The sequence below is a fragment of the Pseudomonas sp. C2.3V genome (assembly GCF_058536325.1).
Genome location: NZ_JBZUBN010000001.1, coordinates 2,071,075 through 2,084,541, shown reverse-complemented (window position 1 = coordinate 2,084,541; position 13,467 = coordinate 2,071,075). Strand labels below are relative to the sequence as shown.

The following is a 13,467-nucleotide window of genomic DNA, read 5'->3' as shown; positions in this document are numbered from 1 at the left end:
ATACACTTAACAACGTTCGCAGAGGAGCCCGCATGGATAGTCCCACTACCAATAATGAATCTGTAACCGCGGTTAGCCGGACCATGGCTGTTCTGGAAGCGCTGGGTCAGTGTCCTGAAGAAAGTGGCGTTTCAGAAATTGCGCAAAAGCTGGACATGTCCAAGAGCACCGTCTACCGCTTTCTACAGACCCTTAAATCGCTAGGGTATGTCGTACAGGACAGCGAGGATCGTTATCGCCTCAGCGTGCGGCTGTTCGAACTGGGCAGTAAGGCATTGCCGCATATTGATCTAGTACGTGAAGCCGAGCCCGGCATGCGTACCATCAATGAGCTTACGAGCGAAACAGTGCATCTAGGCATTCTCGATGAAGACAATATCGTTTATGTCCACAAGATCGACTCGCGCTACAACCTGCGGATGTACTCGCGGATCGGCTTGCGTGCGCCGCTTTATTGCACAGGCATTGGCAAGGTACTGATGGCCTGGCGCGACGAGCAGGATGTACGCAAGCGCCTGGCGAGCGAGACCTTCCAGCCTCGTACGGCCAATACCCTGTCGAGTCTGGAGGCCTACCTTGAGGAGCTGGCACTTATCCGCAGCCAGGGATACGGTGAGGACAAAGAAGAATTCGAAGAGAATATGCGCTGCCTTGCCGCGCCCATCCATGACCGCTTCGGCCATGTCGTTGCTGGAATGAGTGTTTCCTTCCCCTGCTTTCGCTTCAGAGAAGAACTCAAAGACGAATACGTTCAGGAATTACTAAAAACAGCCCAGGTCATTTCGCGCCGCTTGGGTTGCCCCGAAAGCATGTTTAACTAAATGTTCGACGTGTCTCCGCTGCTACTAGCGAAAGCAGCGGAGAAGTAACAGTGCATTTAGTGTGCAGCCGTCAATCCACGATAAAGCTTGTGGTAGTACCGTAATAGAGATTATCCATCTTTTGACCGGCTACTTCATAACCATTCGCAGGCGTCTGGTAACCACTTGCCAAGATGAACCGACCTTTCTCCTTGGCAGGGACATCGACAACGCCCTGACTATCCGTCTTCAATTTCAGCGCCTGATTTTTTGGATCGAACAGAACCACATCATGTTCGGCAAGCGGCTTGTCTTTGAACAGTAAGGTAAAGCGGTTACTGTTTGCAGCAGCAGGCACGAGTTCGTAATCCAGCAATGCCTTGGTCTCGGTGCGGCCTGCACGAGCGTGCATCAAGGCGGCTGTATAATGGCCCTGCTCATCCTTCCAAGGTTTCCAGACCTGATCGTTATAACTGCGAACATCCCCCTGCTCGTTTACTGCAGCCTCCAGGTGATCTTCACGTGCTACAACCTTTGCCGTTGCATTTCGATCATGGGTAAACACTTGAGTGGTAGGGGCCAGCGCAGCAATGGTCTCGCCGGTTTCCAATACGCCCTCGTCCGGCTCGCCGAGGTAGACACGTATGGGGCCACTTGCATCCCGCTCAAGCCAGAGTTCATGCGCGCTTGCATTAAGTACAACGCTACCAAGACCAATACAGAGCAGAGCGTTTCTAAGTATCACCACAGGTTTTCCTTATTGAAGGTTACTGGAAGCGCCCCTTCACCACTTGGCAAAAGAAATTCGCACCGGTTGCACCGCTTTCATGTATCGCGCAGCAGTACATAAAGCATGTAAAAATCATTGATGAGAAGCGTTTTTCCGCCTGCTTGACCTCTTTAGCCCTTACCTCACATCCATCCTATCCCGTTACGTCGATAAAGCCTTATGGCTAATTTGTAATGAGATATTTTCTTTTTTGATACAAATTCTCAATTGATATAAGTTATCAGGTAGATAGAAAACCTCTCACCTCGCGCTATTAGCTGTGGTTGTACTTAAGCGCTTATCTACAAAGGACTTGTATGTACCGCTCTGCTGCTTCATCTTGCGCTATCGTTGCCTGCGTGACCCTGCTTGCCTCACCCATAAATGCGGCTGAACAAGAGGCTGCCCTTGAACTGGACGCTACCGAAATCAGCGAGGAATCGCTGGATGAAAATCCTACAGGGCCGGTGAGTGGATATGTCGCCAATCGCAGCCTTACGGCGACCAAGACCGATGCCTCATTAATCGAGACACCGCAGTCCATTTCGGTCATTACCCGTGATCAGATGCAGGCTCAGGATGCGCAGAGCCTCAATCAGATCCTGCGTTACACCGCGGCCGTCATTCCGGAAAGTCGTGGCGCTACCGCTTCGCGCCTGGACCAGTTGACCATTCGGGGGTTTTCACCAGGCAGTTACCTAGACGGGCTGCGCATGCCCGGCAGCCGGGATGCCCTTCCTCAGGAAGATGCCTTTGATCTGGAGCGTGTAGAGGTACTAAGAGGGCCTGCGTCGGTACTCTATGGACAATCCAGCCCGGCAGGCGTGATCAATATGGTCAGCAAGCGTCCCTTGGATACGCCCTACCATGAAATCGGTGTTCAGATAGGCACGTTTGACAAGAAGCGGACCACGCTGGATTTCAGCGGTCCTTTAGACGACGCAGGAGAGTTTTCCTACCGCCTGCTGGGTCTTTATGACGATGCGGATGGCCAGATCGAACACACCGAAGTACGTCGACAGTCCATTGCACCGTCATTCACCTGGCGCCTCTCGGAGAACACGACCCTTACATTGCTGGGCCATTTCCAGCGGGATCCCAAAGGGGGCTCCTACGGCTCTATTCCCGCCTATGGCTCAGCACTGCATAGTCCAACCGGCAGGCGCATCAAGGTCGACTTTTACGACGGTGACAAGGAGTTCGAAAAGTCTGATCGCGAGTACTACTCACTCGGTTATCAGTTCGAACATCACTTCAACGACATCTGGACCATAAGGCAAAACGCGCGCTATCTGCGCAGCGAAGGTATTTACCGCAGCTTGTACAACGCGTCTGTCCTGGCGCCTGATTACCGCACGATGAGCCGCAGCACCATTGCAACCGATGTGGATATTGACGCCTACGCCCTCGACAACCAACTCCAGGCCAAGTTTGGTACGGGCCCGTTACAACACACCGTGTTACTGGGTGCTGACTATCAGAACACCAGCAGCGATACCAAGGCCGGTTATGGAAAAGGCAGTAGCCTGGATATCTTCGACCCTGTCTATACCGGTATCGATCGCTATCCTGCTTTCTCGACCGACGCGACTCAGCGCAGTGAGCAGAAAGGTCTCTACCTACAGGATCACCTGAGTTGGGACCGCTGGGTCCTGCTAATGGGAGGACGATACGACTGGGCCGATACCAGCAATAGCACACTTACCCTCAGCACCGACAGAAAAGCCAAAAGCTCGCAGTCCAGCGAAGCATTTACAGGACGTCTGGGCCTGGTCTACCTGTTCGATAATGGGTTCGCACCTTATGTAAGCTATGCGGAATCGTTCGAGCCACAGTCGGGCACGCTCTATGGCGGCTCGCTCTTTCAGCCATCGGAAGGCAAGCAGTACGAAATCGGAATCAAATACCAACCGCCTGGGAGCAACAGCTTTATCACCATCGCAGCGTTTGATCTTCGCAAGACCAACGTACCGACGCTCGATCCAGACCCAACGCACCTGTGTAACGGCAGTCGGTGCCAAGTACAGGATGGCGAAGTCCAGTCCCGTGGACTGGAGATTGAAGGCAAAGCCAGCCTGACCAATAATCTGGACATCACTGCCGCCTACGCCTACCTCGACAACCGGATCACAAAATCCAACAACACCACCAACAGAGCCCCTGGGGTGACGGGTGTTGCAAACGGTCCCGAGGTACCCGTGGAAGGCACGACTACGTACGGCCTGCCTCGCCATACCGCTTCCGCTTGGGCCGATTACACTTTTCATGAGGGGCCGGTTAAAGGTCTTGGTGTAGGCGGCGGTGTACGCTACGTCAGCTCCTCTTGGGGTGATGCCGCCAACACGTTAAAAGTATCTGGCTATACGCTGTTTGATGCCGCAATCCATTATGACATCGGCCACATCAATAGCCCTACCGACAACTTGCGGCTGGCGCTGAATGTAACCAACTTGACGGACAAGGAATACATCACAACCTGCTACTCGTATTCGTGGTGCTGGTACGGTTCGCAGCGTACGGCGCAGTTGAGCGCAACGTATCAGTGGTAACAGCTCCGCCGGAGCGAGGTTGAGCATCAAGCAGTGGCGATAACCTCGCCTCACAACGGGCTATATTGGCTTGCGTAGCGATTAGGTCGTGTTGCGGCCTAGCCCCGGCTGGTCGCAATGCGGTACTGCCTGGCCGCCAGACGCGTATCCAGCAGTGCGTGATGAGGCACCTGTTCTTCAGGAATGGCCCTGGCAAGGTCCGGTATCAGGTCATAGCTGTTACGGGGGGCATTACGCACATTGGCAGGCCACTTGCCATGGCGATATGCCAGTTGACTGAAGAACTCCCAATCCCATAGTGGCGCATCACAGCACACGATGACCTCCTCATCAAAGCGGGATAGAAACTGCCATAGCGCCTCCCTGGCGTCCGGCACACTCATGCCATACTGCACAAGGTCCAGCTGCGGCAGCACAATTTCAATGACAAAGTCAGAGCAGTCTGCAAGGTCCCAATTCTGCGGCAATTCAACATAGAACTCGGGGCCGTCTGGAACAACCAGCGCCAGCGAAACCAGTCTGGCTTGCGCGGTAAGACTGGTGAACTCCGTATCAAGAAAAGCAAATGGCATTGCGTCACCCCGAGCTGGTGTGTGTCAGTATGTAATCATCTAGTCAGGAGAGGCTGTCGATGTCTGATCACGTTCATTTCTACGAACCCGCCAAGGGCCATGACCTTCCCCACGACCCCTTCAACGCCATTGTCGGACCCCGGCCTATTGGCTGGATTTCCTCTCACAACGAGCAGGGGCAATTGAATCTGGCGCCGTACAGTTTCTTCAATGCCTTCAACTATGTGCCGCCCATTATCGGCTTTTCCAGCATTGGCTATAAGGATAGCGTACGTAATATCGAGCGGACGGGTGAGTTCTGCTGGAACCTTGCGACACGCGCACTGGCGGAACAGATGAACACCAGCTGTGCAGCGGTAGCGCCGGAGGTCAACGAATTTGAGCTGGCCGGGTTGACGACTGCACCCTCACGCGTGATCTCGGTACCACGTGTTGCCGAAACCCCGGTGTCCTTCGAATGCAAGCTCACTCAACTGATCCAACTGCAAACCGCAGCCGGGGATTCGGTGGAAAGCTGGCTGGTGCTGGGAGAGGTGGTGGGCGTGCATATCGACAAGTCACTGTTGGTCGACGGGGTCTACCAGACAGCGGCAGCACGGCCCATCCTGCGCGGGGGTGGCCCGGCAGACTATTTCGAGATTACCGAAGCGCAGCTCTTCAAGATGTACCGGCCGAAATAAATACCCAATAATTATTCAGCGCAAACGAAAAACCCCGCGCTTGGCGGGGTTTCGTCGACCTTACTCAACATCCTGTCAAGTTGCCATCCTGGCGTGGTCGTCGTCCTTGAGGTGCGATGAGCGCTTCCTGCGCTGCATTCCGATATGTGTAGATTACGCAGATGCTGCATGCAGGCCTAGCGCCAACCGACTTCTATCCGTGTAAGCCTTTTGCCATAGGTGCCGTCAGTATGGACTCGCGCTTTGGAGCCACATGGGGAAAGCGCAAGGTAAAGCAAATGTGCCGATGCTCATCCTGCTCGACGCTTGCACTTCCCCCATGCAGACGCATGATGGCTGCTACAATCGCCAGTCCAAGCCCGTTGGATTCCGAGCCATGCCGTGCCGCATCACCTCGGTAGAACCGATCAAACAAGCGCTCCAGCTGACGAGGTTCGAGCATAGGGCAGCTGTTCTCTACCTGGATCCATTGCTCCTGTCCTTTTTGCAGTGTACGGATATGGATAACGGAACCTTTGTCCGCATATCGAATGGCGTTGGCAACCAGATTGCTCAGCGCACGGCGCACCATCAGCGGATCAGCTTCCAACTTCCCGTCGCCTTTAGTGCTGAGCCGCAGCTCGCGCTCTTCGGCCAGCCCTTCGAAATAGTCCGCTACACGCTCCAGCTCGTCCGCGAGCGCCAGGGTTTTGTAATCAAGTACCGCCTGTGCATCATCGGCGCGGGCCAGAAACAGAATGCTCTCCACCATGCGTGAAATACGCTCCAGCTCTTCCAGATTGGAGGCGATCACACTCTGGTACTCATCCAGAGAGCGAGGTTGCTGCAACGTAACCTGGCAGATCCCCATCAGCGAACCGATAGGCGTGCGAATCTCGTGGGCAAGGTCCGCTGAAAATTGCACCAGACGCTGATAACCATCTGCCAGCCGATCCAGCATACCGTTGAACGCCGTGGTGAGTTGATCCAATTCCTTGGGCGTATTGGCGGGGTCGAGTCGACTATTGAGTCGCGCGGGAGTGATTGTTGCAGCATGGGCAGCCATTTCACGAATAGGCAGTAACCCTCTGCGCAGCAATAGATAGCCCAGAATAGCTGTCAGCAGAAACGCCAGCACTACGGCGCCCAGGATGCGCTCACGGAACGTATCAAGCATGGCCATTTCCTTGACCAGCAAATGAGCCGCCACGACACGAACCGAGGTATCCCCGGAACGGACTTCAGCCGCCGCCGCGCGCAAGGGAGTGTTGTCCGGCGCAACGCCACTGCGCAGGTCATCCAGACTCAATGACTCCTCACTGCCGACCACAGGCAAATCCGGCAGTATGGCCTGCTTGGGATTGACCATGACGATAGGCTGCCCCTGCTGGCTGATGATGAAGACATCCTCCTCATTACCCAGCATGTTTTCGAACAGCTGCGGATTGCGCTGCAGATCCGCAAGATTCAGGTCATACCTCAACAGCTTGCGAAAATGGTCGACCCGCCCAAGTACGGCATAATCACTGCGCTCCAGTAGCGTGTGTTTCAACGAGCCGTACAGGTAGACGCCCGCGCCGCCCACGGTCAGCATGGCGACAACCGCAAAGGCCAGGGTTGCCCGGAGGGTTAGAGAGGGCTGTCTTCGGATGCGCATGGCCGAGCCTCACAGACGTAGCCAATGCCGCGTACCGTATGAATAAGTTTGATGGGATAGGGTTGATCGATCTTACTGCGTAGTCGCTTGATGGCCACATCCACTACATTGGTATCGCTATCGAAATTCATGTCCCACACCTCCGACGCGATCAGGGTACGCGAGAGCACCTCACCTTCACGGCGCAGCAGCAGATGCAACAATGCGAACTCCTTGTTGGTCAGCGTAATCACCTGCTGCTGCCGCGTAACGCGCCGCCTGAGCAGATCCAGCTCCAGATCTGCCAGGTGGTAGTGGTCGACCTCACGGACAACGCCACGCCTGAGCAACGTACGGATACGTAACACCAGCTCGGTAAACGAAAACGGCTTGACCAGATAATCATCCGCACCCAACTCAAGGCCGCGGATACGGTCCTGCACCTGATCGCGGGCGGTAAGAAACAGGACAGGCACATCATGCTTCTTGCGCAGCACTTCCATGATCTGCCAACCGTCGATACCAGGCAGCATGACGTCCAGAATGATCAGGTCATAGTGCTGCTCAAGCGCCATATGCAGGCCGTCCGCGCCATGCTGGGCCCAATCCACCGCATAGCCGGACTCACCCAGCCCTTTCTTCAGGTACTCACCGGTTTTTGTGTCGTCTTCAATCAGTAATAGGTGCACAGTTGCTCTCCTGCGATCAGTCAATTCTAACGAGCACGGCGACGACGGTGGATTACATTTTTGTCATTCCCCCGTCATCTTCATGACCCCTTCCCTGCGCGAGCATGGCTCCTGCAACCTATCCCAGAAGGATTCGCCCATGACCAAGAATCTACTATTCACTGCCCTAGGTACCTTATTGTTGGGCAGTACGCTGCTTGCCCAGGCCGCCGCCCCCGCAGGCACCGCCATGCCGACTGTCAAGCCGGTTCGCGGAACGGTAGATGCCGTTCAAACCAACAGGCTGGATCTCACCACTCGCAATGGCCAACACCTGTCGGTTGCATTGACTGACAAGACATCTTATCGCCTGGTCTCTCCGGCCAAACTGGACGCAATCGAGCCCAACAGCTTTGTAGGTTCCGCCGCCATTCCGCAGCCGGACGGCAGCCTCAAGGCACTGGAAGTCACCGTATTTGAAGCTAGCCTGCGGGGTACTGGCGAAGGCCATTACGGATGGGAAAACGCTGATGGCTCTTCCGGTACCATGACCAACGGTACTGTTGGAGAACTCAAGAATGCCAACGGCCGCACCCTGACAGTGCAGTACAAGGGCGGCGAAAAGCAGTTGCATGTGCCTGAAGATGTGCCGATTGCCTATGTAGAACCCGGCAAGGCGGACGAACTCAAGCCTGGAACCAAGATCGTGTTGTTTCCTGATGCTGATGGCAAGACGGCCAAAGGCGTTGCAATCGGCAAAGACGGCTATACCCCACCCATGTAGTCCAGCTGAGGCGCACCGGAGCGGTGCGCCTACCCTCCTATCGGAGATGACCCATGACGCATCCGACTACCACGCGGCGGCTGGTGCATGCCTGGCCGGTACGCCTGACTCACTGGATCAACGCCCTTGCCATGCCCTGCATGTTTTTGAGCGGATGGGGTATCTACAACGCCTCACCGCTATTCGGGTTCGCCTTTCCGACCTGGGCTACCTTGGGCGGCTGGCTGGGTGGCTCCATTGCCTGGCATTTCGCGGTAATGTGGGTCCTGGTGATCAATGGCGCCCTCTATGTGCTGTACAGCCTCGCCAGCCGACACTTTCGTCGGGACTTGTTGCCCATAGGCGCTCGGGCCTTTCGCCAGGACCTCATGGATGCGCTGCGCTTTCGGTTAGCCCATCGACTGGGGACGTATAACGCTGTGCAGCGGCTGATGTACTGGTTCGTACTGGCCATGGGCGTTCTGGTCGTGCTCTCGGGTCTTGCGATCTGGAAACCCGTACAGTTTCAGGCCCTGGCCACTCTGCTCGGTGGATTTGACCGGGCACGCTATGTCCACTTCCTTGCCATGGCTGGGATCGGCGGGTTTGTGATTATCCACCTGACCCTCGTCATGCTTGTCCCTCGCACCTTTCTTCCGATGATCACCGGTCGGGCCAAGGAAACGCATCATGAGTGAGCGCAAAACTAGAATTCACCTTGAGCCAGCGCAGCGTACGCAAGTGGTTAACCTGCAGCGGCGACTGTTCCTGCGCTCCGGTCTTACCGTTGGCGCCATGGCCATGCTGACTGGCTGTAATCTGCAGGATGGCGATCAGGTAGACAAGGTGCTCTGGGCCTTGTCCCGTTGGAATGATCGGGTTCAGGCCTGGTTGTTTGGCGGCCAGCGTCTGGCGCCGGTCTACCGGGAAGACCAGATCACTCACCCCTTTCCTTTCAACGCCTTTTACCCTGAATACAACGTTCCTGACGTAGACTTGAGCGATTATCGCCTTGAGGTCTCGGGGCTCGTACAAAAGAAGCAGCCCTGGACGCTGGAAGCGCTGCGGCGACTTCCTCAGCGCAGCGACATTACTCGGCTGATCTGTATCGAAGGTTGGAGTGCCATTGGTCAGTGGAGTGGCGTACCGCTCAAGACCTTTCTCGAACACATCGGTGCTGACACCACGGCAAAGTATCTTGCCTTCAAGTGTGCCGACCGCTATTACTCCAGCATCGACATGGCCACTGCCCTTCATCCACAAACCCTTCTGGCACTAGACTTTGGCAAGTCACCGTTACCGCCCGACTACGGCTACCCACTTCGCCTGCGCGTACCTACCAAGCTGGGCTTCAAGAACCCCAAGCATATTGGCGAACTGTTTGTAACCAACCAATACCCGGGAGGGTACTGGGAAGATCAGGGCTACAATTGGTTCAGCGGTATTTGAAACCCAGCATTCTGCCCTTATATTAAGAGCCAGCCATATGATGCGTACCGTATTTGCCTTTGCGCCGGTACGCCTCTTTTCAGCGTCATGCTGCGCTTGTACGGGTTAACGCCCTTATTCCTAGAACAATCCCAATACCGCCTAGGCTGGCATCGACCAGGTCTGAACCTGTCGTACGTCGACGGCCCGATTCAAGTATCGGACAGCCGTGCCGTCATAGAGCATATGGGCATCGAGCTTTCAGACCTGATAAATCAATCATGCCGCTCCTGAACAAGAGCGCAGCATTGTTGCTGAAAAGACCGAACGGGCCTTATTTATCCAACGTCTTTTCAAGGGTTATTTCATGCACAACTTACTGGCCTCGAAGAACGCGCGCTATTACGCACTCGCGCTTGTCTTCCTGTTTTGCGGCACGCTGGCACTGTTCGGCCTGCTAGGTTTTTTCGACCCCTTCAAAACGCATCATCTGATGCTGAACAGTGCAGATAACCGCAGCGACATCATCATCTGGATGCTGCGCAAAGTATCCTGGTTCCTGTTCATGGCGGTGTCTTTCAGCGGATCACTTCTGTTCCTGGATGCAGCGGTTACGCCAGCAACCGCCACGTCCGATAAGTAATCAGCGATGCGCAGAGACCAGTCGGATGCGGGTAATTTCCGAGGGCGCACCAAAGCGAACCGGAGGCCCCCAATAACCTGTGCCCCGGCTGATATAGACACAAAGCCTCCCCAGCCGATGGATACCGGCCACCCACGGCTGCTGGAAACGCACAAAATGCATCCACGGCCAGAACTGCCCTCCATGGGTGTGTCCAGAAAGCTGAACATCAAACCCCGCCTCGGCTGCCAGCTTTGCTGAGCGTGGCTGATGGGCTAGAAGAACCTTGGGCACGTTGTTCGGTGCACCCTGGAGCGCCGCCTGCGGATCGCTTTTGTGCTGCGGCACAAACATTCCGGCGGAATAATCCGTAATTCCTGCCAGCACCAGCTCAGCCCCGTTGTGAGCAATCACCACGTGCTCGTTGAGCAGCACCCTGAGCCCCATGTGTTTCAAGTGGCTTACCCACTCCAAAGCACCTGAGTAGTACTCATGATTGCCTGTCACCACGTACACACCGTAACGGCCTTTTAGTTCGGCCAGTGGCTGAATGTGCTCGGCCAGCTGCTTCACAGAACCATCGACCAGATCCCCTGTTACCGCGACGACATCGGCGTCAAGACGGTTCACACTTTGAACAATGGCAGAAATATAAGACCGGTGAATTGTCGGTCCGACATGGATATCGCTGATCTGAGCGATCGTAAACCCTTCCAGGGCTTCCGGCAGGTCTTCGACGGGTAATTCAACGTCAACGACGTTTGCAACTCGTCGTGCATTGAAGACGCCCAGCACCGTGAAAAGCAGCACCAGACCTATGACTGCCTCGGCAGAGCGTTCTGTGACCGCCCCGGAAAGCGCGCCAGGAAACAACATGAGCACAGCGATCAGCACACCGCGCAACAGGCTTAGCACGGCCAGGCTGGAAAAGACTCCCATGGCCAGCAGACCTGCCCAGGCCAGCCAGGGCATGCGCAAACTGCGCGAGCGAAACCCTAATGGCACCAGGTAGCAGGACAGCGCCAGCAAAAGCGCGGCAAGCAACTGCCCTACATCGTTAAGCGGCAGATGGGGAATCAGCGTCACGCCGACATAAACATGAAGCAAAATCAGGATGACCGGCATCGTCCAGCGTGAGCGAAACATTTAAAGATCCTGTTCTAGAGCATTCAGGTAAGACCGCAACGTTGCGGAAACATAACCGCGTTATAGGCAGCACACCAGCAGAAAGCCGCTGATAGGAGCCGGTTCCATGGTTGCAACAAACGACCGGCCTTCTGTTTGCCTGGCCTGTAGGAGACTTCAATAGAACCTATGCCCGTTCGCGTTGTTCTTTATCCAAGGCTTAAACCCCAAGGAGACAGGCCATGAGCAACAACATTGAAGGCAAGATCGTTGTGATTACCGGTGCCAGTAGCGGGCTGGGCGAGGCAACGGCCCGACAGTTAAGTCAGATGGGCGCAACCGTTGTTTTAGGCGCGCGCCGCCTGGAGCGTATCCAGGCCTTGGCTGATGAAATCAATGGCAACGGCGGCAAGGCGCTTGCCATGAAGACTGACGTAACCGACAGCGCACAGGTCAAGGCACTGGTCGAAAAAGCCATCGCCACCTATGGCCGCGTCGACACCCTGTTGAACAACGCAGGACTCATGCCGCACTCCCCGCTTGAGCGGCTCAAGATCGAAGACTGGGACCGCATGATCGACGTCAACGTCAAAGGTGTGCTTTACGGCATTGCTGCGGTACTGCCCCACATGTCCGAGCGCAAGACCGGTCATATCATCAACGTATCGTCAGTAGCCGGACACAAGGTGCGCGCTGGCAGTACGGTCTACTCTGCGACCAAGCATGCCGTACGCATCATCTCCGAAGGACTACGCCAAGAGGTGAAGCCCTACAACATCCGCACCACCATCATTTCTCCAGGCGCAGTTGCTACAGAGCTGCCAGACAGCATCACCGAGCAGGACGTCGCCGAAAACGTCCGCAAATTCTATGAAATCGCTATTCCGGCCGACTCCTTCGCGCGAGCCGTCGTTTATGCCATGAGCCAGCCGGATGATGTAGACATCAACGAGATTCTCTTCCGTCCTACGCTTCAGGACTACTGACACTGCTCCACTAGGGTCTTGCCTGCAAGACCCTGTTTCGCCCTGCGCTACACCATCAGTTTTTTGACGTCCTGCCTAGCTGTGCCACAATTTCCGTCTTTACCGCTTACGCCCTGACTGAGACTGCCCGTTTCGTCTGGACCAGACCAGACGTTCCGGTGCACGAATCACTTATAAATAACACTAGAAGGTTTGGTATGGAGGACATCTCCCCCCAATGGCGCATGGCAATCGATTTGGAGCGCTGTATCGGTTGTCATGCCTGCTCGGTCGCCTGCAAGGTCGAAAACCAAGTGGAACTTGGCCACTTCAGAACCAAGGTCTATTACCACGACCAAGGCGAATTTCCTCACACACAGCGCAGCTTTCTTCCGGCTTTGTGCATGCAATGCGCCGATGCACCCTGTATCAAGGCGTGCCCTACGCATTCCATCGAAAAGGGCAAGGACGGCATTGTTCGAATCAACGTGGATACGTGTGATACCTGGGGCAGCTGCGTGACCGCCTGCCCATACGGCGCCCTGCACATTGATCCGGTCCAGTGGGTCGCCGACAAGTGCGACTTCTGTAGCCACCGCCTGGAACAGGCCATGCAGCCTGCCTGCGTCGAAGCCTGCCCAACCGGCGTACTGGTCTTTGGTGATCTCAGCGATGCAGCAAGCCCTGTCGCGCAATTCTACCAGAAGCGCGGAGCCGAGCTGGCCAGCCTCAAGCCTGAACAGGCCACTCAGCCGCAAGTTCTCTACCGAGGACTGGATCGCGTTGCGCCTCGTACCATCGAGACCAAGCTGCCACACGGACGCAACCACGACCCGCATTCCTACGAGATCGATACGTGGGCGGAGCTCGGTACGCCTACCTGAACACGCTTGCGTCCTGTCCCTGTTCGA

General features: G+C 55.6%; 14 protein-coding genes. 9 read left to right on the top strand and 5 right to left on the bottom strand.

Features of this window, described 5'->3' with window-relative positions:
* Nucleotides 1-32: 32 nt before the first annotated feature.
* Complete coding sequence (kdgR, locus tag AC4LF3_RS09780; protein WP_010798283.1) at nucleotides 33-821, top strand: DNA-binding transcriptional regulator KdgR; 789 nt, start codon at nucleotides 33-35, stop codon at nucleotides 819-821.
* Between the two features lie 70 nt (nucleotides 822-891).
* Here the strand turns inward: kdgR and AC4LF3_RS09775 are convergent, their stop codons facing one another.
* On the bottom strand, nucleotides 892-1,548 hold the full coding sequence (locus AC4LF3_RS09775) for a nickel uptake transporter family protein (RefSeq protein ID WP_491835185.1): 657 nt from the start codon (nucleotides 1,546-1,548) through the stop codon (nucleotides 892-894).
* Between the two features lie 338 nt (nucleotides 1,549-1,886).
* Here AC4LF3_RS09775 and AC4LF3_RS09770 point away from each other — a divergent pair, with 338 nt between their 5' ends.
* Nucleotides 1,887-4,118, top strand: coding sequence for a TonB-dependent siderophore receptor (locus tag AC4LF3_RS09770; protein ID WP_491835184.1), 2,232 nt, complete (start codon nucleotides 1,887-1,889; stop codon nucleotides 4,116-4,118).
* Between the two features lie 98 nt (nucleotides 4,119-4,216).
* Here the strand turns inward: AC4LF3_RS09770 and AC4LF3_RS09765 are convergent, their stop codons facing one another.
* The gene (locus AC4LF3_RS09765) at nucleotides 4,217-4,690 is read right to left on the bottom strand and encodes a 3'-5' exonuclease family protein (RefSeq protein WP_491835183.1); all 474 of its coding nucleotides are present in this window, start codon (nucleotides 4,688-4,690) and stop codon (nucleotides 4,217-4,219) included.
* 59 nt (nucleotides 4,691-4,749) lie between these two features.
* Here AC4LF3_RS09765 and AC4LF3_RS09760 point away from each other — a divergent pair, with 59 nt between their 5' ends.
* A complete protein-coding gene (locus tag AC4LF3_RS09760) occupies nucleotides 4,750-5,370 on the top strand; it encodes a flavin reductase family protein (protein ID WP_491835182.1) in 621 nt (206 codons plus the stop codon).
* A 193-nt stretch (nucleotides 5,371-5,563) separates the two neighbouring features.
* On the opposite strand, the gene AC4LF3_RS09755 is transcribed toward AC4LF3_RS09760, so the two are convergent.
* Nucleotides 5,564-7,000 (bottom strand): heavy metal sensor histidine kinase, encoded by a 1,437-nt coding sequence (locus AC4LF3_RS09755; RefSeq protein WP_491836273.1) that lies wholly within the window; start codon nucleotides 6,998-7,000, stop codon nucleotides 5,564-5,566.
* Nucleotides 6,979-7,674, bottom strand: a complete 696-nt coding sequence (locus tag AC4LF3_RS09750) for a heavy metal response regulator transcription factor (RefSeq protein ID WP_019365718.1) — start codon at nucleotides 7,672-7,674, stop codon at nucleotides 6,979-6,981. The genes AC4LF3_RS09755 and AC4LF3_RS09750 overlap by 22 nt, the downstream gene beginning before the upstream one ends.
* Nucleotides 7,675-7,813: 139 nt before the next feature.
* On the opposite strand from AC4LF3_RS09750, the gene AC4LF3_RS09745 reads away from it, so the two are divergent.
* The 4 genes from AC4LF3_RS09745 (at nucleotide 7,814) to AC4LF3_RS09730 (ending at nucleotide 10,487) form a co-directional block, all read left to right on the top strand.
* Nucleotides 7,814-8,437: a hypothetical protein gene (locus tag AC4LF3_RS09745; protein ID WP_491835181.1), complete on the top strand. Its 624-nt coding sequence runs from the start codon at nucleotides 7,814-7,816 to the stop codon at nucleotides 8,435-8,437.
* 53 nt (nucleotides 8,438-8,490) lie between these two features.
* On the top strand, nucleotides 8,491-9,114 hold the full coding sequence (locus AC4LF3_RS09740; protein WP_491835180.1) for a cytochrome b/b6 domain-containing protein: 624 nt from the start codon (nucleotides 8,491-8,493) through the stop codon (nucleotides 9,112-9,114).
* On the top strand, nucleotides 9,107-9,865 hold the full coding sequence (locus AC4LF3_RS09735) for a molybdopterin-dependent oxidoreductase (protein WP_491835179.1): 759 nt from the start codon (nucleotides 9,107-9,109) through the stop codon (nucleotides 9,863-9,865). The genes AC4LF3_RS09740 and AC4LF3_RS09735 overlap by 8 nt, the downstream gene beginning before the upstream one ends.
* 346 nt (nucleotides 9,866-10,211) lie before the next feature.
* On the top strand, nucleotides 10,212-10,487 hold the full coding sequence (locus AC4LF3_RS09730; RefSeq protein ID WP_010798273.1) for a hypothetical protein: 276 nt from the start codon (nucleotides 10,212-10,214) through the stop codon (nucleotides 10,485-10,487).
* Here AC4LF3_RS09730 and AC4LF3_RS09725 read toward each other — a convergent pair whose 3' ends face one another.
* Nucleotides 10,488-11,612: a metallophosphoesterase gene (locus AC4LF3_RS09725; protein ID WP_491835178.1), complete on the bottom strand. Its 1,125-nt coding sequence runs from the start codon at nucleotides 11,610-11,612 to the stop codon at nucleotides 10,488-10,490.
* A gap of 221 nt (nucleotides 11,613-11,833) precedes the next feature.
* On the opposite strand from AC4LF3_RS09725, the gene AC4LF3_RS09720 reads away from it, so the two are divergent.
* Nucleotides 11,834-12,577: an SDR family oxidoreductase gene (locus AC4LF3_RS09720; protein WP_407363322.1), complete on the top strand. Its 744-nt coding sequence runs from the start codon at nucleotides 11,834-11,836 to the stop codon at nucleotides 12,575-12,577.
* 197 nt (nucleotides 12,578-12,774) lie between these two features.
* Entirely contained in the window at nucleotides 12,775-13,440 is a 666-nt protein-coding gene (locus AC4LF3_RS09715) for a 4Fe-4S dicluster domain-containing protein (RefSeq protein ID WP_491835177.1), read from the top strand.
* Nucleotides 13,441-13,467 lie beyond the last annotated feature (27 nt).

Bases quoted from the DNA above. Each gene is read 5' to 3' on its own strand.
- kdgR (WP_010798283.1), top strand. From the start codon at position 33: ATGGATAGTCCCACTACCAATAATGAATCTGTAACCGCGGTTAGCCGG.
- AC4LF3_RS09770 (WP_491835184.1), top strand. From the start codon at position 1,887: ATGTACCGCTCTGCTGCTTCATCTTGCGCTATCGTTGCCTGCGTGACC.
- AC4LF3_RS09765 (WP_491835183.1), bottom strand. From the start codon at position 4,690: ATGCCATTTGCTTTTCTTGATACGGAGTTCACCAGTCTTACCGCGCAA.
- AC4LF3_RS09760 (WP_491835182.1), top strand. From the start codon at position 4,750: ATGTCTGATCACGTTCATTTCTACGAACCCGCCAAGGGCCATGACCTT.
- AC4LF3_RS09745 (WP_491835181.1), top strand. From the start codon at position 7,814: ATGACCAAGAATCTACTATTCACTGCCCTAGGTACCTTATTGTTGGGC.
- AC4LF3_RS09740 (WP_491835180.1), top strand. From the start codon at position 8,491: ATGACGCATCCGACTACCACGCGGCGGCTGGTGCATGCCTGGCCGGTA.
- AC4LF3_RS09735 (WP_491835179.1), top strand. From the start codon at position 9,107: ATGAGTGAGCGCAAAACTAGAATTCACCTTGAGCCAGCGCAGCGTACG.
- AC4LF3_RS09730 (WP_010798273.1), top strand. From the start codon at position 10,212: ATGCACAACTTACTGGCCTCGAAGAACGCGCGCTATTACGCACTCGCG.
- AC4LF3_RS09725 (WP_491835178.1), bottom strand. From the start codon at position 11,612: ATGTTTCGCTCACGCTGGACGATGCCGGTCATCCTGATTTTGCTTCAT.
- AC4LF3_RS09720 (WP_407363322.1), top strand. From the start codon at position 11,834: ATGAGCAACAACATTGAAGGCAAGATCGTTGTGATTACCGGTGCCAGT.
- AC4LF3_RS09715 (WP_491835177.1), top strand. From the start codon at position 12,775: ATGGAGGACATCTCCCCCCAATGGCGCATGGCAATCGATTTGGAGCGC.